Origin of the sequence: Actinocrinis sp. (genome assembly GCF_035653575.1) — a bacterium.
In the GTDB taxonomy this organism is placed as follows: Bacteria; Actinomycetota; Actinomycetes; order Streptomycetales; family Catenulisporaceae; genus Actinocrinis.
In genome coordinates this window covers 12,466-32,924 of record NZ_DASRBQ010000072.1, presented here as the reverse complement: position 1 = coordinate 32,924, position 20,459 = coordinate 12,466, and the positions used below count along the sequence as shown (strand labels likewise).

At 70.4% G+C, this 20,459-nt stretch carries 15 protein-coding genes; 6 read left to right on the top strand and 9 right to left on the bottom strand.

Going from position 1 to position 20,459, the window contains the following annotated elements:
* The first annotated feature begins 16 nt into the window (after positions 1 to 16).
* Positions 17 to 2,815: a DEAD/DEAH box helicase gene (locus VFA06_RS10585; RefSeq protein ID WP_324840300.1), complete on the top strand. Its 2,799-nt coding sequence runs from the start codon at positions 17 to 19 to the stop codon at positions 2,813 to 2,815.
* 253 nt (positions 2,816 to 3,068) lie between these two features.
* On the opposite strand, the gene VFA06_RS10580 is transcribed toward VFA06_RS10585, so the two are convergent.
* The 3 genes from VFA06_RS10580 to VFA06_RS10570 all read right to left on the bottom strand — a co-directional run bounded on the left by VFA06_RS10580 (position 3,069) and on the right by VFA06_RS10570 (position 8,773).
* Positions 3,069 to 5,429, bottom strand: a complete 2,361-nt coding sequence (locus VFA06_RS10580; protein WP_324840299.1) for a hypothetical protein — start codon at positions 5,427 to 5,429, stop codon at positions 3,069 to 3,071.
* A 498-nt stretch (positions 5,430 to 5,927) separates the two neighbouring features.
* Positions 5,928 to 7,133 carry a DUF5925 domain-containing protein gene (locus VFA06_RS10575; RefSeq protein WP_324840298.1) on the bottom strand — a complete coding sequence of 402 codons (1,206 nt, stop codon included), beginning with the start codon at positions 7,131 to 7,133 and terminating at the stop codon, positions 5,928 to 5,930.
* A gap of 50 nt (positions 7,134 to 7,183) precedes the next feature.
* A complete protein-coding gene (locus tag VFA06_RS10570; protein ID WP_324840297.1) occupies positions 7,184 to 8,773 on the bottom strand; it encodes a Na+/H+ antiporter in 1,590 nt (529 codons plus the stop codon).
* Between the two features lie 235 nt (positions 8,774 to 9,008).
* Here VFA06_RS10570 and VFA06_RS10565 point away from each other — a divergent pair, with 235 nt between their 5' ends.
* Positions 9,009 to 9,530, top strand: coding sequence for an ATP-binding protein (locus VFA06_RS10565; protein ID WP_324840296.1), 522 nt, complete (start codon positions 9,009 to 9,011; stop codon positions 9,528 to 9,530).
* Positions 9,531 to 10,003: 473 nt separating this feature from the next.
* Positions 10,004 to 10,267: a DUF6191 domain-containing protein gene (locus VFA06_RS10560; protein WP_324840295.1), complete on the top strand. Its 264-nt coding sequence runs from the start codon at positions 10,004 to 10,006 to the stop codon at positions 10,265 to 10,267.
* An 18-nt stretch (positions 10,268 to 10,285) separates the two neighbouring features.
* Here the strand turns inward: VFA06_RS10560 and lon are convergent, their stop codons facing one another.
* The 3 genes from lon to VFA06_RS10545 all read right to left on the bottom strand — a co-directional run bounded on the left by lon (position 10,286) and on the right by VFA06_RS10545 (position 14,271).
* Positions 10,286 to 12,658 carry an endopeptidase La gene (gene lon / locus VFA06_RS10555; protein WP_324840294.1) on the bottom strand — a complete coding sequence of 791 codons (2,373 nt, stop codon included), beginning with the start codon at positions 12,656 to 12,658 and terminating at the stop codon, positions 10,286 to 10,288.
* Between the two features lie 83 nt (positions 12,659 to 12,741).
* Positions 12,742 to 13,053 carry a 4a-hydroxytetrahydrobiopterin dehydratase gene (locus VFA06_RS10550; protein WP_324840293.1) on the bottom strand — a complete coding sequence of 104 codons (312 nt, stop codon included), beginning with the start codon at positions 13,051 to 13,053 and terminating at the stop codon, positions 12,742 to 12,744.
* Entirely contained in the window at positions 13,054 to 14,271 is a 1,218-nt protein-coding gene (locus VFA06_RS10545) for a M48 family metallopeptidase (RefSeq protein WP_324840292.1), read from the bottom strand.
* Positions 14,272 to 14,390: 119 nt separating this feature from the next.
* On the opposite strand from VFA06_RS10545, the gene VFA06_RS10540 reads away from it, so the two are divergent.
* Positions 14,391 to 16,163, top strand: a complete 1,773-nt coding sequence (locus tag VFA06_RS10540; RefSeq protein WP_324840291.1) for a GMC family oxidoreductase — start codon at positions 14,391 to 14,393, stop codon at positions 16,161 to 16,163.
* Positions 16,164 to 16,202: 39 nt separating this feature from the next.
* Here VFA06_RS10540 and VFA06_RS10535 read toward each other — a convergent pair whose 3' ends face one another.
* From VFA06_RS10535 to VFA06_RS10525, 3 genes are all read right to left on the bottom strand, one after another.
* Positions 16,203 to 16,700: a DUF3291 domain-containing protein gene (locus VFA06_RS10535; protein ID WP_324840290.1), complete on the bottom strand. Its 498-nt coding sequence runs from the start codon at positions 16,698 to 16,700 to the stop codon at positions 16,203 to 16,205.
* Between the two features lie 64 nt (positions 16,701 to 16,764).
* Complete coding sequence (locus tag VFA06_RS10530) at positions 16,765 to 17,685, bottom strand: bifunctional helix-turn-helix transcriptional regulator/GNAT family N-acetyltransferase (RefSeq protein WP_324840289.1); 921 nt, start codon at positions 17,683 to 17,685, stop codon at positions 16,765 to 16,767.
* Between the two features lie 140 nt (positions 17,686 to 17,825).
* The gene (locus VFA06_RS10525) at positions 17,826 to 18,827 is read right to left on the bottom strand and encodes an acyltransferase domain-containing protein (RefSeq protein WP_324840288.1); all 1,002 of its coding nucleotides are present in this window, start codon (positions 18,825 to 18,827) and stop codon (positions 17,826 to 17,828) included.
* Between the two features lie 113 nt (positions 18,828 to 18,940).
* Here VFA06_RS10525 and VFA06_RS10520 point away from each other — a divergent pair, with 113 nt between their 5' ends.
* Entirely contained in the window at positions 18,941 to 19,822 is an 882-nt protein-coding gene (locus VFA06_RS10520; protein WP_324840287.1) for an alpha/beta hydrolase, read from the top strand.
* Positions 19,823 to 19,931: 109 nt separating this feature from the next.
* Positions 19,932 to 20,435: an NUDIX hydrolase gene (locus tag VFA06_RS10515; RefSeq protein ID WP_324840286.1), complete on the top strand. Its 504-nt coding sequence runs from the start codon at positions 19,932 to 19,934 to the stop codon at positions 20,433 to 20,435.
* Positions 20,436 to 20,459: the final 24 nt, after the last annotated feature.

Here is a 20,459-nt window from a genome sequence, read left to right as displayed (position 1 = left end):
ATGACAGCCTGGAGAGGTGGCTAGCCGTTCTCCCGCCCAGGCTTACGCGGAGTTCCGTGAACGGGCCGCTCGGCCCCGGCTCGCCGAGTTCGCCGGCTTGTTGCCCTTCGAGCTCGACCCGTTCCAGTGCCGGGCGTGCGCCGCGCTGGAGGACGGCCACGGGGTGTTGGTGTGCGCGCCGACCGGAGCCGGGAAGACCGTCGTCGGGGAGTTCGCGGTGCACCTGGCGTTCGGTGAGGGCACGAAGTGCTTCTACACCACGCCGATCAAGGCGCTGTCGAACCAGAAGTACGGCGACCTGGTCAAGCGGCACGGCGCGGACAGCGTCGGCCTGCTGACCGGGGACAACTCGATCAACGGTGACGCGCCGGTGGTGGTGATGACCACCGAGGTGCTGCGCAACATGCTCTACGCCGGCTCCACCGCGCTCGACGGCCTCGGCTACGTGGTCATGGACGAGGTGCACTACCTCGCCGACCGGTTCCGCGGCGCGGTCTGGGAAGAGGTGATCATCCACCTGCCCGAGTCGGTACAGCTGGTGTCCCTCTCCGCGACCGTGTCCAACGCCGAGGAGTTCGGCGAGTGGCTGGAAACCGTGCGCGGCGAGACGAAGATCATCGTCTCCGAGCACCGGCCGGTCCCGCTCTGGCAGCACGTGCTCGCCGGGGGCAAGCTCTACGACCTGTACGCGGGCGCGGACCCGCACGAGGCGGACGTGGCGCGGGTCAACCCGGAGCTGGTGCGCTTCGCCCGCGAAGAGGAGCGCTTCGGCTTCGCGCCCCGAGGCGGGCGGGCTGGCGCGTCCTCCTTCGGCGGCGGACGCCCCGGCTCCCGCGGAGGGCGTCCGCGGCGGATCCCGCCGCCGCCCAGCCGGGTCGACGTCATCGAGCGGCTCGACTCGGCAGGCCTGCTTCCCGCCATCACCTTCATCTTCTCCAGGGCCGGCTGCGACGCCGCGGTGCAGCAGTTCCTGCGTTCCGGCGTCCGGCTGCTGACCGAGGAGCAGCGCACCAAGGTGCGCGCGCACGTGTCCGTCCGCTGCGCCGAACTGCCCGCCGAGGATCTCAACGTCCTGGGATTCCACGACTTCGCCGACGGCCTCGAGCGCGGCGTCGCGGCGCACCACGCCGGAATGCTGCCCACCTTCAAGGAGATCGTCGAGGAGCTGTTCGCGGCGGGCCTGGTCAAGGCGGTGTTCGCCACCGAGACGTTGGCGCTGGGCATCAACATGCCGGCGCGCAGCGTGGTGCTCGAGTCGCTGGTCAAGTGGAACGGCGAGTTCCACGCCGACATCACCCCCGGCGAATACACCCAGCTGACCGGGCGGGCCGGGCGGCGCGGCATCGACATCGAGGGCCACGCGGTGGTGGTCTGGCGGCCAGGACTCGATCCGCGCGCGCTGGCCGGCCTGGCCTCCACCCGCACCTATCCGCTGCGCTCCTCGTTCAAGCCCTCGTACAACATGGCGGTCAACCTGGTCGGCCAGGTCGGCAAGGTGCGCGCCCGCGCGCTGCTGGAGAGCTCCTTCGCGCAGTTCCAGGCGGACAAGGCGGTGGTCGGCCTGACCCGGCAGCTGCGCCGCAACCAGGAGGCGCTTGAGGGCTACCGGGAGGCGATGACCTGCCACCTCGGCGACTTCGAGGAGTACATGGGCCTGCGCCGCTCGCTGTCGGACCGGGAGGCCGAGCTCTCCCGGCAGGGCGCGACCCAACGCCGCGCGGCCGCGGCCTCGGCCCTCGAGGCGCTCAAGACCGGCGACATCATCGTGGTGCCGGCCGGGCGCAAGGCCGGGCTCGCCGTGGTGCTGGATCCGGGCCTGGACGCCGGACGCGACGGCCCGCGGCCGCGGGTGCTGACCGCCGAGCGCCAGGTCGTCACGCTCTCCATGCTCGACTTCCCGGTACCGGTCGAGCCGACCGGCTGGATGCGCATCCCGAAGACGTTCAACCACAAGTCGCCGCAGGCCCGCCGCGACCTGGCCGCGACGCTGCGCACCAAGGCCGGTTTCAGTGACGGCGAGAAGCCGGTGCGCCCGCGCCGCGAGCGGTCGACAGCCGCTGACGACGCTGAGATCGGCCGGCTGCGCAAGGCCCTGCGGGCGCACCCGTGCCACGGCTGCGAGGACCGCGAGAACCACGCGCGCTGGGCCGAGCGCTATTACCGCCTGGAGCGGGAGACCGAGGGCCTGGACAAGCGCGTCAAGGGTCGTACTCACTCCATCGCGCGCACCTTCGACCGGGTGTGCTCGGTGCTCACGGTCCTGGGCTACCTCGACGGCGAGCGGGTGACTTCGGAGGGCAGACGGCTGGCGCGCATCTACTCGGAGTTGGACCTGCTGGCCGCCGAGTGCCTGCGCGAACGGGTGTGGGACGGGCTGACCCCGGCGGAGCTGGCCTCGGCGGTCTCGCTGCTGGTATACGAGGCGCGCAACACGGAGGACTACGGCCCGCCCCGGCTGCCGAAGGGCAAGGCGCACGAGGCGATCGAGCGCACCGTGCGGCTGTGGCTGACCCTGCACGACCTGGAGGGCGACTACTCGGTGGACTTCCAGCGCGAGCCGGACGCCGGTTTCGCGTGGGCGGCCTACCAGTGGGCGACCGGGCACCGGCTGGACACGGTGCTGGAGGAGGTCGGCCTGCCCGCCGGAGACTTCGTGCGCTGGTGCAAGCAGCTGATCGACCTACTCGGGCAGCTCGCCGACGCGGCCGCGACCCTGGCGTCGCAGAGCGCCGACTCGGCCCGGATCCGGGACACCGCGCACGCTGCCGTGGACCTGCTGCGCCGCGGCGTCGTGGCGTACTCCTCGGTCGGCTAACGGCCTTCCTGGCGCGGCTGGTTTGCCGCGTGGTGGCGTATTCGTCCGTGGGCTGACGTCCCGCCGGTCGGCGCGGCTGCCGCGTACTTCAGCGCTGCAATCGCAGAGCGGCCCGCCCGCCGGTTCACTCCTTGACTGGCTCCAGGAACGGCTGAGCCGGGCCGCCCGCGCGACCCGGCTCAGCTGCTCCCTCCTGCTCCCCCTTTTCCTCGTCTGGCAGTAGCTCCCAGCCCTTACGAGCCGGTAACCGTCATCAAGACGTGCCGCGCCTGCTCTGCCTACGCTGCTTCGGCCTGCGCTGGTACAGCAGCGACGCGCAGAGCACGATCAACGCACCGGCCAGCGCCCAGAACACCCGCGAGTTCATGACGCTGAACCCGGTCTTGGCCATGGGATCCGGCCCGGCCAGCGCGCTGTTCGGGTTGGCGGAACCGGCAGTGTACGTGTGCTCGAACCCTGCGACGCTGATCGGAGTGCTGGTCACCGCGACGACCGGCTTGCCTCCGGTCGTCGTGGCGCCGACTACGCCGCCGACCGAGCCCACGCCCGCGGCCCCGTCCGAGGACGAGTTGCCGCCGGACTGGCCGTTCTGCTGCCCGGATCCGACGGAGCCGGTGACCCCGCCGACGCCGCCGACGCCGCCCGCACTAGCCGACCCGACCGGTCCGGGCGAGCTGTGGTTCGCTCCGGCGGCCGCGCCTTGAGCCGTCGTGCTCGCGCTGCTCGGCGTCGCTGCCGGAGGCGGCGGCGCGGCGTTGCTCGAGGTGGCGGCCGGTGGCGTCGTCACGGTCGTCGCGGGCGTGCTGCTCTGCACCGGAGGCGCCGGAGCCGTGGTGACCGTGACCGGGCTTGCGCTCGGGCTGGCGGCACCGACGGCCGAGGCGCTCGGCGACGCGGAGGTTCCCGCGCCGGCGCTGGCGCTCGGGCTGGCCGCCGCGCTCGCGCTGGCGCTCGGGCTCGCCGAGGGACCGACGTTCACCCGGTCGAAGCTGGCGTCCACCACCAGGCCGGCCCCGTTCAGCTTCAAATGAACCGGGTTGCGCATGCCCAGCAGTTCCTGGCAACCAAGGTTCGCGTAGGACTGCTGAAGCCGCATCGCCAGGAACGTGAACAGATTCGACGCCGCGCCGGTGTCAGGCGAGACGGTCGTGTCCGTCAGCGTGCGATCCAGCTTCGTGCGCGCGACGCCGAGCGTCCGCAGGTTCGCGCAGTACTGCGCGGCGGAACCAGGCACCTGGGCCAGCGGCGGCTGGTCCACTCCGGCGCGGTAAAGATCAGCCTTCTGATCGTTCTGCGCGCCGTCGTTGTTCAGCACCATCGGGTCGTTGAGCGGCACCAGGGCGACCGGTGCGGCCTGGTCTGCCTCGGCCTGCAGTTCGTTGAGACCCAGCGCGGTGGCGGAGAACCCGTCGTTCGCCAGATCCGGCGCGGTGAACGGCGCGCAATCGAGCGCCGGGTCGACGAAGTGGTCGACCAGCAGGTTGTCACTGCCGTTGGCCAGCACGGTCGGGGCCTTGCCGCGCAGCTGCTTCGCGGCGGCCTGGGTGTTCTGCGCGGTGCGCCCGTCGGCCAGGACGAGGTACGTGGTGGTCACGTTGTCGCTCTGGTCCTGGTCCACGATGCCGAAGTCACGCGTCGTCGGGCACGGCTGCTTGTCCGCGGCGGTGCCGATCGGCGGGATCTTGAGCTTGCCCTGCGTGATCGCGGTGTGCGCGGCCGTGAACAGAGCCGGCGCGTTGCAGTAGGCGAACTGGCCGAACGGCGAACCGTCCGTGCCGTTGACGCAGGCGCCGTCCTGAACCCCGTTGCCCTCCAAGGTGAGCACGTTGCCGTTGAAGCCGAACCAGAGCGCGACGATCGCGTTCGCGGGCAGGGTCGGCACCACCGGGGCCACAGCCGGTTCACTGCCTCGGTCGATGACCAGCGGGTCGTAGACGGACAGCTGGCCAGTGGCCGGGTCGAGTATGAGCCCTTGCACGAAGGCCGCCGTACCGGCGTTGGCTTCGTGGCAGCCCTGGCCGCCGAAGCCGGACAGCTCGTAGGGCGTGGCGAGGCCTTGCGCGGTCAACGGCTGATCCGGAACCCGCAGCGCACACGTCACGACCGGCGGCGTGGCCGCGGCTGGCGCGTTGGGCGCGGCGAAGGCGGCCACCGCGCCGCCGATCGCCATGGCGAGGGCGAGCGGCCCGGCCTTGGCGAGCCGGCCGGATAAGTGAGGCCGCGTGTTCTCCGCAACCGGCGCGCGGCGGCGTCCGGGGGTGCGCGGGCGTCCGGCGCTGCGCCGGGAAGCTCGTTCTGCGCCGTAGGTCGCGGCGCCGTCGAGGTTCGAGCCGGCGGCACGGTGGGTAGCGGTAGCAGTGTCGGCGTAGGAGCCGGAACCGGTGAGCCGGTATCCGGACTCGTCGATGCCGAGCTCAGAGCGGTGACCGTAGCCGGATCGCCGGCCCTGGTCGCCGGAGTTGAACCCGGCCCGCCGCCTGCCCGTGTACTGATTCGCGTCGTGCTGATTCGGGCCGAGTTGCTCCGAGTCGGCCGAGTCGTGCTGATGTGCGCCGTATTGATTCATTCCACGCTGATTCGTGTCGGCGAAACCATGACCTGTGACGGAGGGCATGTCGCTGTTCTGACCGCGGTGTTGCGCGGCGCTCCGGCCTCCGGTTCGGTCGGCCGGCGTGCGTTTGTGCCCAGACATGGTGTTACCCCTTGCGGTTCGGCGCCCGCCGACGGCAGTCAAGACTCTGCAACCGTCGCGGTCGCTTTTGGCGTCCCTACCTTGCCAGGCCGAACGCTTAGGGCAACAGGCTTTCCAAGAAAATATTACGTTCGAATAACCTCGCCGCCGGACGGCAAAAACGCACTTTCCGGGCGGCTGAGGACGAACAGGTCTACTCTGGTCACGCGAATCAATTGACCACTCACGCCGTGTGACGTCTCGTCAGATGTCGGCTGGAACAGCGCTCCAGCTGGTCGTTGACCGACCGTATATGGCGGCTTCACGCGCAGGTGCCCACTCCGGTCGCCGTTCGAACCTGCGTTCTCGGTCGACTTTCGGTGAGGTAGGTGAATTGGTAGCCGCGTCGCAGATCGCTACGACGCGGTTACCGCGACCGAATTAGATATACAGGCCGGTTGAGATCGGCTCGGACATCACGGGCGCCTCGTCCCGGTCGCCGCCGCCGCTCGCCCCGTTCTCGGCGCGCGCCTTGAGGGCGTACAGCTCCGCCAGCGTCGCGGACGGGCCGACCAGGCCGTCCTCGCCGCCGAGCCACTTCGCCGCCTCCTCGCGGGGGAGCGGGCCGACCTCGATCTGCGCGAGGCAGCGGCCGGGCCGGACCACCGCGGGGTGCAGCCGGCCGAGCTCCTCGTTCGTGGTGATCGCCACCAGCACGTTCTGCCCCTGGCCGAGCAGGCCGTCGGTCAGGTTGAGCAGCCGGGACAGAGCCTGCCCCGCGGACTGCTTGGCGCCGCCGCGAACCAGCTCGTCGCAGTCCTCGAGGATGAGCAGCCGCCACTTGCGGCGGTCCGCGTTGGAGCCGTGGCCGTACTCCGCGCCCATCACGACCTGGAGCAGGTAGCCGGGGCTGCCGAGCAGCCGCTCCGGGTCCAGCACGCAGTCGATCTTGCACCAGCTCTGCCAGGCCAGGCCGAGGGACCGCAGCGCCGTGGTCTTGCCGGTGCCGGGCGGGCCGTGCAGCAGGATCAGCCGGCCGTTGACCTCCTGCGGGGTGACCGCCATGAGCCGCTCGAGCTGCGCCGCGACGCTGGCCGCGTAGTTGCGGCGCACGTCCGCCCACACCGGCGCCTCGATCGCGCGGACCTGGCGCTGGGCGTTGTTGGCCAGGTGCCAGAAGCCCATGCGTACCGAGTCGTCCTTGCGCTTGACCTTCTTGGTGACCAGCTTCGCCGCGCACTCGGCCACCTCGCGGGCCAACTGCGGGGAGATCGCCGTGACCGTCGCCTCTCCGTTGCCGCCGTGCCACCTGCTCAGATCCAGCGTCCAGCCGTCGCCGATCGCGACGCGCTTGGCGAACCCCTTGCGCTCGATGCTGCGCAGGAGCAGGCCGCCCTCAGGCAGGGCCCACTCGCCCTTCTTGAACGCCGGGATGCCCACCACGTGCGCGTAGGGCTCGCGCCCGTCGGCGAACGCGGCGTACGCGAGGTAGTCGGCGATGTTGTGCAGCCCGCCGTTCTCGGTGGTCAGGCCCCAGGTCAGCCAGCGCGTGCTCGGCTCGGGAACCTGTGGCAGCGCGGGCGCTGGGTCCTGCGGAAGTTCGATCCTTTCGGCGGTCGGAGTGATCCTCTCGGGTGCGATGGTCATGACCTGATTATCAGGGTTCGGATGGGATTTAAGCCACTGGTTTTCCGCGGTCACTCGCCGCCGAGCGTGAGGTCCTCAAGGTCGAGCATGCGCTGCAGCTTGCGGCGAGTGCGGTCGGTGATCTTCCCCTCGGCGTGCAGCTGATCGAGCTCGCCCTGCTCGACCTCGATCAGGTCCCGGCGCATCAGCCGGTACGCGGTCACGATCGCCGGGGTCTCGCCGAGGTCGGCCGCGTCGGCGGTGTAGGCGAGCCGGGTGTCGTACTCCGAGCGCAGCCGCTCGATCACCGCGGGCGGCGCCGAATCGTCGTCCGCCAGCTCGTCGAGCCGGGCCAGCGCTGCTTTCGCGAGCTGGATGCGCGCGGTGGTGTCCTCCTGGTGCAGCGCCCCGGGCGTCACCGCGACTCCCGCCCACCGCACCATCGGCGCGAGCGTGAATCCCTGCACCAGCAAGGTGATCACGACCGTGCCGGTCACCAGGACCAGCAGCAGGCCGCGGTCCGGCAGCGCGCTGCCGTCGTCGGCGGTCAGCGGGATGGACAGGGCCGCCGCCAGCGGCACCACGCCGCGCGTGCCCGACCAGGAGATGACGACCGGGACCCGGAGGGAGAGCCGCTGGTCTCCCGGTCCCGCCCTTCGGCCCAGCCGCGCGCCGCCGCGCAGTTGGGCCGCCGCGGACAGCGGGAACACGCCGAGGAAGCGCGTGGCCACCAGGATCGCGGTGATCGCGAGCACCGGCAGCACCCACGGCTGGTCCCGCGACGGCAGATCCCGCACCAGCACCGGCAGTTCCAGCCCGATCAGGCCGAACACGGTGGATTCGAGCAGGAAGATCAGCGTCTCGTAGACCGCGTGGCGCTGGATGCGGGTGTGCGCGTTGGTCACCTTCGTCACCTGCGTGCCGAGGATCACCGCGGCGACCACGACAGCCGTGACGCCCGAGGTTCCGAGGGCTTCGCCGATCACGTAGGCGGCGTACGGCGTAACGAGCGAGATGACCGTGTCGACCAGCGGATCCTCGACCCGGCGGCGCACCAGCCGCGCCGCTCCCGCGACCGCCGCGCCGAGCCCGGCCCCACCGCCGGCCAGCTTCACGAACTCAAGGGTGATGTGCCCCGCGGACATCGCCCCGCCGGCGACCGCGATCGAGATCGCCACCTTGAAGAGCAGCAGCGAGGTCGCGTCGTTGAACAGCGACTCGGCCTGGACCAGCGTCTGCATGCGCGGAGGCAGGGAGAGGCGGCGGGCCAGGGCGGTCACCGCGACCGGGTCGGTGGAGGCGAGGATGGCGCCGAGCACGAAGGCGAGCGCCGGACGCAGCGGCGTCAGCGCGGCCGCCACGAAAGCGACCGCGAAGGCTGATACCAGCACCAGCCCCACCGCCAGGATCGCCACCGGCCGCCACACCGCGCGCAGGTCACGCACCGAAAGTTCCTCGCCGGAGGCGTAGAGCAGCGGCGGCAGCACGACCAGGCTGATCACCTCGGGGGCGACGCGCACCGTCGGCACTCCCGGCACGAGTCCGGCCACGACGCCGACCGCGACGAGCAGTGACGGAGCCGGGATGGCGAGCCGGTTGGCGAAGGCCGCGACGACGGTCGCCACCGCTACCAACAGCAACACCGTCTCGACGCTCCGCACGCCGCCTCCTCAACCGGACGATGCGATCACGATATCGGTGCGAATGCGCGCGAGTACGCGACGTGTCTGCGGCGTGTGCAGCCCATGTTCGGGTGTGTTTGTCAAGTAGCGCTGAGTGAAACATTGGTCTAGACCTTGACGTTTGCCCAAAGGTAGCGCAGAGTGACCAATGACGGAGTTGGTGAACAGCGATCGAGTGCGGCGATCAACTGAGGCGAAACAGAGGTGATCGGCCGTGCGGCGCGAAGCCCGCCGTCTGGCCCGTCGGATGCTCACCGCGGTCGGGCCGTCCCTGACCACGTACGTCCCTGACCGCGCCCGATGGATCATGCCGGGACCGTTGGATCGACTCGTCATCACCACCCTGCCGGGCCCTACGGCCGTCGCCGACGCGCGCCGGCTCACCATGCGCACCCTCGACCGCTGGGGTCTGACCGAACGCTCCATGGACGCCGCCGTCGTCGTGAGCGAACTGGCCGGCAACGCGTTCCGGCACGGGCGCGGGCCGGTGCGCCTTGTGCTGCGTTGCGAGGCGTCGCTGCTTGGTCCGGCCGCCGCCTGCACCGTGCGCGACGCGGGACGCTGGACCGGCGCGCAGATACCGGACCGGGCCGCGGTCGAGGCGGCGACCTGCGAAGAGGGCGGTCGAGGGCTCTACATAGCCCGCGAGTTGGCCGACTCGCTGACCGTACGCGCGACCCGATACCGACCCGGCACCGCGGTGACAGCTACGTTCGTCACGCGGGGTACCGCATAGCGGCTTGCGCGCGGCGCAGCGCGGGCCGATAAGAGGCCTGAGTCGCGCTTGCCGATCCGAGCGGGTCCACGGCGGCGGGGATCGTGGAAGGCAGCGTGCAGATGGGCGTTTGGGTTCGCTTGACGGATAGTTGGATATGCACAGTGCCGCCGCTTCCGCGGGTGGCGGGGACGGTGTATGCACCGGGGGTCGGGGCGGCCGCGGGGGAGAGGGCAGTCAGGGCCGTAGCCGTCTGAGCGGCCGAGTAAGTGATCGTATGAGCCGAAGCGACTGCGTTGGCGGCGGTGGCGGTAGCTGTGATCGTCATGGCTAAGACTTTCGCGGACGATCTTGAAGCGTGCGTGAGAGCGGCCGTAGAGCCCGGTGATTCTTCCACGCGACTTTGCTGAGTCGGCTACGGCCCCACCTGCGGCCGGAGGCGCGGCCGGGATCCATCGGTACCACCCGGCGCAAACGGCCTGTACCTTGATGAGGTGAGTATCTTCTTCGAGTTGTTCAGCCCGGGCAGTGGGCACCGCACCGAGGAATTGCGCCGGCTGGAGAACACGCGCGAGGAGGAGGCTCAGGGCGAGCCCGGGCGCGGCCCCATCGACTTGAACTCCGGCTCGGTTCTGATCCGCGTCCCGTCGAAGCAGCCCCCGCGGGATTCCGTGGCCGACGTGAGCGGCGCCGCCGAGGTCCAGGACTCCATCGAAGACGGCGACGCCGCCGCCTCCGAAGAGGACGGCGGCGCCTGAGCCTGGTCGAACCGCTGACTAGGCGGTCGCGGTAAGCAGTTCCGGGGTGGTGGCGGGGGAGAGCGCCAGGTTCAGCACCTCGCGCACGTCCGAGACCAGGTGGATCTCCAGCGCCTCGCGCACCTCGGCCGGCACGTCGTCCAGATCCGGCTCGTTGCGCTTCGGCAGCAGCACCGTGCTCGCCCCGGCCCGCTGGGCCGCCAGCAGCTTCTGCTTCACCCCGCCGATCGGCAGCACCCGGCCGGTCAACGAGACCTCGCCGGTCATCGCGACCTCCGCGCGCACCGGACGCCCGGAGAGCAGCGAGCCGAGCGCCGTCACCATCGTCACGCCCGCGCTCGGGCCGTCCTTCGGGACCGCGCCGGCGGGCACATGGATGTGCACGCCGCGCTCCTTCAGGTCGCCGACCGGCAGCTCCAGCTCCGCGCCATGCGAGCGCAGGTAGGACAGCGCGATCTGCGCCGACTCCTTCATCACGTCGCCGAGCTGGCCGGTCAGGCTCACGCCGGTGGAACCGGTCTCCGGATCGGCCAGCGAGGCCTCGACGAACAGCACCTCGCCGCCCGCTCCGGTCACCGCGAGCCCGGTGGCCACGCCCGGCACCGCCGTGCGCTCGGCCGTCTCCGGGGTGTGCCGCGGCCGGCCGACGTAGTCGCGCAGGCTGTCCGGGCTGACCGTCACCGGCAGCTCCAGCTCGCCGGTCGCCGTCTTGGCCGCCACCTTGCGCAGGACCCGGGCGATCGCGCGCTCCAGGTCACGCACCCCGGCCTCGCGGGTGTACTCGGCCGCGAGCCGGCGCAGCGCCGCGTCCTCGAAAGTCACCTCGTCGGCGGTCAGCCCGGCGCGGTCGAGCTGACGGCGCAACAGGTGGTCGCGGGCGATGACGACCTTCTCGTCCTCGGTGTAGCCGTCGAGGCGCACCAGTTCCATGCGGTCCAGCAGCGGACCGGGGATGGATTCGAGCACGTTCGCGGTCGCGAGGAACACGACGTCGGACAGGTCCAGCTCGACTTCCAGGTAGTGGTCGCGGAAGGTGTGGTTCTGCGCGGGGTCGAGCACTTCCAGGAGCGCGGCGGTCGGGTCGCCCCGGTAGTCCGCGCCCACCTTGTCGATCTCGTCGAGCAGCACGACCGGGTTCATCGTCCCGGCCTCCTTGAGCGCGCGCACGATCCGGCCGGGCATGGCGCCGACGTAGGTGCGCCGGTGGCCGCGGATCTCGGCCTCGTCGCGCACGCCGCCGAGGGCGACGCGGGTGAACTTGCGGCCCATCGCGCGGGCCACCGACTCGCCGAGCGAGGTCTTGCCGACTCCGGGCGGGCCGACCAGCGCGAGGACGGCGCCGGAGCGACGGCCCTCGACCACGCCGAGGCCGCGGTCCGCGCGGCGCTTGCGCACGGCCAGGTACTCGACGATGCGCTCCTTCACGTCGTCGAGCCCTGAGTGGTCGGCGTCCAGGACGGCGCGCGCGGCCGGGATGTCGTAGGCGTCCTCGGTGCGCTCGTTCCACGGCAGTTCCAGGACGGTGTCCAGCCAGGTGCGGATCCAGCCGGCGTCCGGGGCCTGCTCGCCGCCGCGCTCGAGCTTGTCGACCTCCTTCATGGCCGCCTCGTGCACCTTCTCGGGCAGGTTCGCGGCCTCGACCCGGGCGCGGTAGTCGTCCTTCTCGTCGGCCGGGCGGCCCTCAAGCTCGGCCAGCTCCTTGCGGATGGCCTCCATCTGGCGGCGCAGCAGGAACTCGCGCTGCTGCTTCTCCATGCCCTCGTTGACGTCGTTGCGGATGGTCTCGGCGACCTCGAGCTCGGCCAGGTGCTCGCGGGCCCAGGCCAGCACGGTCTCCAGCCGGTCGGCCGGGTCGGCGGTCTCCAGCAGCGAGGTCTTCTGCTCCAGCGTCAGGTACGGGGCGTAGCCGGCCGAGTCGGCCAGCGCGGAGGGGTCCTGGATCTGCCGGATGACGTCGACGACCTGGAACGCGCCGCGGTGCTGCAGGATCTTGACCGCGATCTCGCGGTAGGTCTCGGCCAGTTCGCGGGTGCGCTCGGTGGCCGGGGGCTCGGGCAGGACCTCGGCCTGCACCCAGAGCGCCGCGCCGGGTCCTGTGGTGCCGCGGCCGATCTTGGCGCGGTGCGTGCCGCGCACGACGGCGACGGGCTGGCCGCCGCGCAGCCGGCCGGTCTGTTCGACCACGGCCAGCGTGCCGTAGGCGGCATATTTTCCGTCGGGGCGCGGAACGAGTAGTAATTCGGGGGAGTCGGAGCGCTCGGCGCGGGCCGCGTCCACGGCGGCGCTCACCTCGCGGTCGTTGAGGTCGAGCGGCACGACCATGCCGGGGAGCACCACCGCGTCGTCGAGGGGCAGGACGGGCAGGGCTCGGGTGGTCGGAGCGAGGGCCATCGGGAACTCCTAGCGTTCGCGAGGTTGAGTCTGATCAGCTCAACTTCGCCGGATGCTGAGGTGTTCCGGGCGGTTGTTCGCTCTCAGCGAGCAGCAGGCTGCGTGGTGATGGCGTCGTTGATCTGCTCGGCCAGCCGGATGTCCGCCATGGTGACCTTGTCGCCGGCGTCGTGCGTGCTCAGGGTGAAGGTGAGGGTGCGCCACCTGATGTCGATGTCGGGGTGGTGGCGGGCCTGCTCGGCCAGCACCGCGACCACGTTGACCAGGTGGATCGCGCCGGGGAAGTCCTCGGCCTGGTAGACGCGGCGGATGGCATCACCCTCGCGGGTCCAGCCCTCAAGGCTGCCGAGCAAGTGCTCTACGGTGCTGTCGTCGAGCGGGGCGCGGTCGGCCATTTATGCCTCCTGGCTGGAGCGGGTGAAGTCTTCCGGTGTCTCACCTGGTCTCGGCAAAGCAACCGCTACCCCGTGTCGGGCGCCCCATCCGCGCGCGTGCGCGATCCGGGCCGGGATGGCGGGGTGCGTGCCGAGCCAGAGCTGCGCCAGCGGGTGCGGATCGAGGTCTGAGATGCTCTGCACGGCCAGGTTGCGCCAGGTGGCGACGACGGCGGCCGGGTCGCGAGTCAGGTCGAGGGCGTATTGGTCGGCACGGGCCTCGACATGCCGGCTGTAGGCGTTGAACAGCGGCGCGGCGAGCCCGCCGAGCACCGTGCCGATCGCCAGGATCAGCGGCAGCGAGCGCGGATCGGTGACGGCGGGCGTTCCGGCGGCGTCGAGCAGGGCGCGCCAGTGCAGCACGGAGGCCAGCAGCAGCGTGCCGGCGACCATGCCGAGCGAGCTGACCGCGGTGCCGGTGATCACGTCGCGCTTGGCGGCGTGGCCGAGCTCGTGCGCGGTGATCGCGGCTACCTGGTCCGGCGTGGCCTGCTTGATCGTGGTGTCCCACACCACGATCCGACGGGTCTTGCCCATGCCGGAGACATAAGCGTTCATCGAGTTGGTGCGGCGCGAGGCATCGCTGACCAGGATGTCGCGCACGGACACCTCGGTCTGTGCGGCCACCTGCATCAGCCGTTCACGCAGCGGTCCCGCTTCCATCGGCCGGAACTTGTTGAACAAGGGCTCGAAGACGACGGGCACCAGGAAGGAGAGCACGAACACCAGCGCGGCCGCGGCCGCCGCCGCGGGGATCCACCAGGTGCCCGGCAGCGCGCGGATCAGCGCGAACAGTCCCAGGCTCACCGCGCCGAACAGGACGGCGCCGATCAGGAAGCCCTTCGCGGCGTCGGTCCAGAACAGGCGCCACGACCGGTTGGACAGCCCCCAGGCGCGGTTGACGGTCTCCATGCGGACGCTGACCGGCAGGCCGACCAGCGTGAGCACCAGGTCGAGGGCCACCGCGCCGAGCGCCGCGGACGCGGGCCAGCCGCCGCCGGCGAGCGAGCCGGCTCCGTGCACGAGGTCCGCGCCGAGGTGAGTGAATCCGAGGAGGCAGACGGCCGCGAAGCCGATCGCGGCCGAAGCCAGGCGCAGCGGCAGGGTGGCGCGCTTGCGCCGGCGCGAACGCTCGATCTGCTGCTCGGTGAAGTCCTCAAGCAGGGCCTGCGTGGTCACGGTGTTCATTCTGTGCCACTGCGGGCTGCTGCGGCGGCGAAGACGTGGCCGGATTCCCCGCCAGCGCGTCCGGGCCCGGACCCTCGCCATACTTACTGGTCGGTAGTACGATCCGCGCCATGGCGGACGTGCCCCTCAACGACGCAGGGCCCTCTGGCGCCGAAAGCAGTGCCGGCGAGAGCGGCTTCGACTACGACGTGCTGGTGATCGGCTCCGGCTTCGGCGGCTCGGTGACCGCGCTGCGGCTGACCGAGAAGGGCTACCAGGTCGGCGTGCTGGAGGCCGGCCGGCGCTTCGCCGACCACGAGTTCGCCAAGAACTCCTGGCACCTGAAGGACTTCCTGTTCGCCCCTGGGCTGGGCCTGACCGGGATCCAGCGCATCCACCGGCTGGACAACGCGCTGATCCTGGCCGGAGCCGGGGTTGGCGGCGGCTCCCTGGTGTACGCGAACACGCTGTACAAGCCGCCGCGTGCGTTCTTCGAGGACGCGCAGTGGCGCGGCATCACGGACTGGGAGAAGGAGCTCGACCCGTACTACGACCAGGCGCGCCGCATGCTCGGCGTGGTGACGTACCACCGCATGACCCCGGCCGACGAGGAACTGCGGTTCGTCGCGGACCAGATGGGCGTCGGCGCGACGTACCACCAGGCGCCGGTCGGCGTGTTCTTCGGCCACAACGGAGAGGCACCGGGGACCTCGGTCGCGGATCCCTACTTCGGCGGGGCCGGCCCGACCCGGCGCACCTGCATCGACTGCGGCGAGTGCATGACCGGCTGCCGGCATAACGCCAAGAACACGCTGATGAAGAACTACCTGTACCTCGCCGAGCGAAATGGGGCGCAGATCCATCCGCTGACCACGGTCGTCGAGGTCGTACCGCTCGACGGCGGCGGTTACCGCGTCGTGGCGCGTCCGACGGTCGGCCGGCGTCGTGGCGCGCGGAAGTCACGTAAGACGTTCACCGCTCAGCAGGTGGTGTTCTCGGCAGGCGCGTACAACACACAGCGGCTTCTGCACACGCTGCGCGCCACGGGCAAGCTGCCCGCGCTCTCCGCCACGCTGGGTGAGTTGACGCGCACGAACTCCGAGGCGCTTCTCGGGGCGTCCTCGCGTAATGACCGCAAGGATTTCACCGAGGGCGTGGCGATTACTTCGTCGATCCACCCTGACGAGAACACGCACATCGAGCCGGTGCGGTACGGAAAAGGCAGCAACTCGATGGGTCTGCTGCGCGCACCGCTGACCGACGGCGGCGGCCGCGTGCCGCGCGCGATCAAAGCGCTCGGTGAGATGCTGCGGCACCCGACGCAGATCCCAGTGCTCTTCACGACGCACAAATTCGCCGAGCGCACCGTGATCCTGCTGGTGATGCAGTCGCTGGACAACTCGCTGACGGTGTACCCGAAGCGGACCCGCACCGGCCGCGTGAAGATCCGTAGCAGGCAGGGCCACGGCGAGCCGAATCCCGCGTGGATTCCCGCCGCCAACCAGGCCGCGCGGCTGATGGCCGACAACATCGGCGGCGTTCCCGGCGGCACCGTCGGCGACCTGTTCGGCATGCCGATGACCGCGCACATCCTCGGCGGCGCGGTCATCGGCGCAGGGCCCGACCGAGGCGTCATCGATCCCTACCATCGCGTCTTCGGCTACGAAGGACTGCACGTCGTCGACGGCGCCGCGGTTCCGGCGAACCTCGGCGTGAACCCCTCGCTGACCATCACGGCCCTGGCCGAGCGCGCGATGTCGTTCTGGCCGAACAAGGGCGAGGCCGATCAGCGGCCTGCGATCGGCGAGGAGTACCGGCCCATCGATCCGGTGACGCCGCGCAGTCCCGCCGTACCCGAATCCGCACCCGGAGCGCTGCGCTTGCCGATCGTCGGCGTGTCCTGAGACGTCGTACGTCGTACCGCAGAGCGCGCCGTTTCCGTCTTACTGCGGCAGGTATTCCGATCCGGGCGCGGGAGGCGCGACCGTGTCGTTTAACTGGAACGCGTAGTCCGTCGAGCCGTGCTTGCGCAAATGCTCCAGGCGTTCCTGGGCCTCGGCGACCGTCGGCCGATGCCCGGCCGGCACCCACCACAGCACGGTGACCGCCTCGACGAGCCGCTCGAACCACTCGGGCCGCCGCCGCAGATAGGAGCGGTGCGCGTCGCCGTACACGAAGGCGCGCAAGGCCTCGGCGGAGGTGAACACCGTCAGGTTCACGATGATCCAGTCATCGTCGAACATGCGGAACGAGGTCGCGTCGTCCAGGGCCTCGTCCTTGAGCCGCCAGACGAAGCCGGGGGCCGCGTCCCCGAGCGCGTTGATAGGTTCGAGCCCTGCGACGAAGTCGGCCAGCTCTGGAGAATCCAGCGGCGCGAGCAGCCGGGCGATGTTCACTTCCGCGAGTTCGTACCCTTGTGATCCCTGCGTCTGGTCTGCCATGAGGCCAAGCTAACCGGTGACCCGGTTCTGGGCTCAGGCATTTTCGGCGCCGGGGCGAGGAGCGTCACAGATCCATGGCCCAGAACTGTTCACGCGCCCCCGTCCCCATCGTGTCGCCGTCGACCTCCTCGATGAACTGGAAGCCGGCCTTCGCGTAGAGCCGCATCGCGTCGCGCTGCAACTCGGTGGTGAAGAGCACCATGCGCCGATAGCCGGCCTGCCGCGCGAACCGCACGCACTCCTCGACGAGCCGGGCGCCGATGCCGAGGCCGCGCGCGCTCGGCTCCAGCAACAGCAGACGCAGCTGCGCGGTCTCCTCGTCCCGCCGCACGCAGAAGATCGAGCCGACCGGTGCGCCGCCCAGCTCCGCGATCCAGGCGTTCTCGCGCTGCGGGTCGTGCTTCTCCATGTACTCGGCCACCACATGCGCGCAGTACGCCTCGAACGAGGGCCCCCAGCCGTGTTCCTCCGCGTAGAGCGCGCCGTGCCTGCTGATCACCCAGCCGTAGTCGCCGGGGCGGGCCGGCCGCAGCAGGTAGGCGTCCCGGCGCGGCGAGGAGCCGAGCAGTTCGCGGATGGTGTCCATGGCCGCGGTGAGCCGCTGCACCTCCTCGGCGGTCAGCGGCTTGAGCAGGGCTTTCACCTGCTCGTTCGAGCGCTGGTCCAGCAGCGCGAACGCCTGCTCGCCGGCCGCAGTCAGGGTGACGGTCTGCCGCCGCGCGTCGGTCTGCGAGGGGCGGCGGGTCACCAGGCCGTCCGACTCGAACCTGGCCAGGATCCGGCTGAGGTATCCCGCGTCGAGGTCGAGCGACCGGCGCAGGTCGGCGCTGTCCGTGCTGCCGCGGTGGTGCAGCTCGAAGATGATCCTCGCCTCGGCCATCGAGTACGGGGTGTCGAGCAGCCCCTCACGCAACACGCTGAGCTGGGCGGTATAGAACCGGGTGAAGGCTCGCACAGCGGTCACCGGGTCGGCGCTCGTCGTCATCGTTGACTCCCGCAAGATTATCCTTTGACTGAGTCAAAGATTGCACCCCGGGAGCCGGCTGTCCACCGTGTTTTCGGATCGCGGTGTTCTTGGTCCGCAGCGTTCTTGGACCGCAGCGTTCTTGGATCGCTGCCGGCCGGTTACAGCTCGAACCAGCCGTGCCCCACATGCCAGTGTTCGCCGGCGCGCAGGTGATCGACGATGGCGCGCTCCAGGCTGTTGCGGCGCGGCAGCGCGTCGAGTGGCTGGTCCGGATCGCCGAACACGAATCCGAGGGTCCCCTGGTCGAACTCCTCCGGCGAGACGTACGCGATCTGGAACCGGCGCTGGAAGCGCAGGATGTTCGACACGGGCGGCAGGCGCTCTTGCAGCTGCGGATCGAGCAGCCATGAGTGGCAGGTGGCGATCGCGTAGCGCTCCTCGGGATAGCAGCGTGCGAAGAACTCGCGGGCGCGCTCCAGCGAACGGTCGCAGGCCGCCGGGCTGAGCGGACCGAGGTGGTCCGGGATGTGCAGGCCGAGCGTCGGGCTGCCCGGACCGTAGGGGAGCCCGGCCTGCGCGACCGAGTTACCGGTGCGATTGCCGAGTGTCGCGCGCTGAAACTGCAAGCGCCCGAGCTGGTAGAGCTCGCCGCGCAGATGCAGCGCGGGCCACCAGGGATGGAGCATGCCGCCGACGCCATACCGCGTGCGATATCTGGACATGTTCCGGCCGATGTCCGCGAGCGTGCGGCTGGAGATCTCAGGCGGAACGCCGAGGCCGCGATGGTAGTCGAGCGTGTGCGGCAGCGTCGCCACGTACACGAACACGTAGAAGTACCGGCCGAGCGCGCCCCAAGACTTCGGCAGATCGGGGGCCTGCGTCTGGTACCCGATCGTGCCGATGCGGCAGGCCAGCGACCGCGTGACCAGCTCCAGCAGCCGCCGGACCTCGGCGTCCTGGACTACCTGAGCGCGCAGCGCGACGAGCTCGTTGATGTCCTCGTGCGGGACGGCAAGATCGAGCAGGACCTCGGGCAGGTCGTCGGCGTCCGGGAGCGTGACGTCGAGCTCCGGCGGGTCCTCGGTCTCGAGGTCGCGCAGCCAGCGGTCGAGTGTCCGGTCGGCGCGCAGTGATTCGAGTACCGCTCCACGATTCGACACGCTCCCATTGAACACGGCTCTGATCGATCACAACGAAGGCGCGCAGGTGTACTGGAGCCGCCGGGTTGGGATGATCTGGAGAACGCGGGTCCGTTTCAGCGGAAGGAGAGCCCATGCCACGGGCCGAGGCTAACGGCATCGAACTCGAATACGACACCTTCGGCGCGCCGCAGGATCAGCCCCTGCTGTTGATCATGGGTCTCGGCACCCAGATGACGGCCTGGGAGCCGGGGTTCTGCACGATGCTCGCCGAGCGGGGCTACTACGTCATCCGGTTCGACAATCGGGACATAGGACTGTCCACGCAGTTCGACCAGAAGCCGGAGCCCGACCTGTTCGCCATCCTCGGCGGGGACACGAGCACGGCGCCGTACTTCCTCGCGGACATGGCGGACGACGCGGCCGGACTGCTTGACGCCCTCGGCATGGAACGGGCGCACGTGGTCGGCGCCTCGATGGGCGGGATGATCGCGCAGGAGCTGGCGATCAGGCACGGTGAGCGCGTCCTTTCGCTGTGCTCCATCATGTCGACGACCGGGAACCGCGCGGTCGGACAGCCTTCCGGTGAGGCCTTGGCCGCCGTGATGTCGCCGCGCGGCGCGGATCGGACGCAGGCAATTGAGCGCACGGTCACCGTCCAACGCATCATCGGCTCGAAGACACCGGAATACGCGGTAACCGATGAGGTGCGGTACCGGCGCGCCGTCGACGCATACGAACGTTCGTACCGGCCGGAAGGCGCCACGCGCCAGGTGGCCGCCATCGCCGCATCGCCCGACCGAACCGAGGCGCTCGGCACGCTGAAGCTGCCCGTGCTCGTCATGCACGGCGACCAGGATCCGCTGGTCGACATCAGCGGCGGGCGCGCGACCGCGGCGGCCATCCACGGAGCAGAGCTGATCGTGTTCCCCGGCATGGCGCATGATCTGCCCGAACCGCTGTGGCTGGCGATCGTGGACGCCATCGCTGCCAACGCCGCGAAGGCGATCGGCTGACCGCAGTCCGCGCGGCCGGTCACACACCTGCGGAGCACAGCCCTCGAGAAGTACGTGGTGACGGGTGCGATCCATCGGGTCGATCCGCCGTCTGGCAGACTCGATCTCCGTGACTTCCTACAGCCCGCTCGAATCGGCCCGGTGGTTCGCGAGTCTGCCCAAGTTGGCGCTGTCCGCCAACGCGGTGCTGCGCGACGAGCACGGGAGGGTGGCGCTGGTTCGCAACACCTACCGGGAGGGCTGGTCGCTGCCGGGCGGCGTGGTGGACGACAACGAGCCGCCGGCCGAGGCCTGCGCGCGTGAGCTGGCCGAGGAGCTGGGTTACCTCGTCGAACGGGTCGGTCCGCTGCTCGCGGTGCATTGGACGCAGCGGTTCAACGGCAGCCCGCTGCAATTCCTGAGCCTGACCTTCGACGCGGGCGTGTGCCGCGAGCCGGAGCTGCTGCGCGCGCAACCCGAGGAGATCGCCGAGATCGGATTCTTCGATCTCGGCGATCTGCCGCAGGGAACGCGCCCGTTCATCGCGCACCGGCTCGCCGCGATCCGCGACGCGCGTGGAGCGGTGGTCTATCTCGAAGAGACCTGGCCCGCGAACGGCGCCGACCCGATCTGACCGACCCGATCTGACCGACCCGAT

Bases quoted from the DNA above. Each gene is read 5' to 3' on its own strand.
- VFA06_RS10580 (WP_324840299.1), bottom strand. From the start codon at position 5,429: ATGCCCTCCGTCACAGGTCATGGTTTCGCCGACACGAATCAGCGTGGA.
- VFA06_RS10575 (WP_324840298.1), bottom strand. From the start codon at position 7,133: ATGACCATCGCACCCGAGAGGATCACTCCGACCGCCGAAAGGATCGAA.
- lon (WP_324840294.1), bottom strand. From the start codon at position 12,658: ATGGCCCTCGCTCCGACCACCCGAGCCCTGCCCGTCCTGCCCCTCGAC.
- VFA06_RS10550 (WP_324840293.1), bottom strand. From the start codon at position 13,053: ATGGCCGACCGCGCCCCGCTCGACGACAGCACCGTAGAGCACTTGCTC.
- VFA06_RS10540 (WP_324840291.1), top strand. From the start codon at position 14,391: ATGGCGGACGTGCCCCTCAACGACGCAGGGCCCTCTGGCGCCGAAAGC.
- VFA06_RS10535 (WP_324840290.1), bottom strand. From the start codon at position 16,700: ATGGCAGACCAGACGCAGGGATCACAAGGGTACGAACTCGCGGAAGTG.
- VFA06_RS10530 (WP_324840289.1), bottom strand. From the start codon at position 17,685: ATGACGACGAGCGCCGACCCGGTGACCGCTGTGCGAGCCTTCACCCGG.
- VFA06_RS10520 (WP_324840287.1), top strand. From the start codon at position 18,941: ATGCCACGGGCCGAGGCTAACGGCATCGAACTCGAATACGACACCTTC.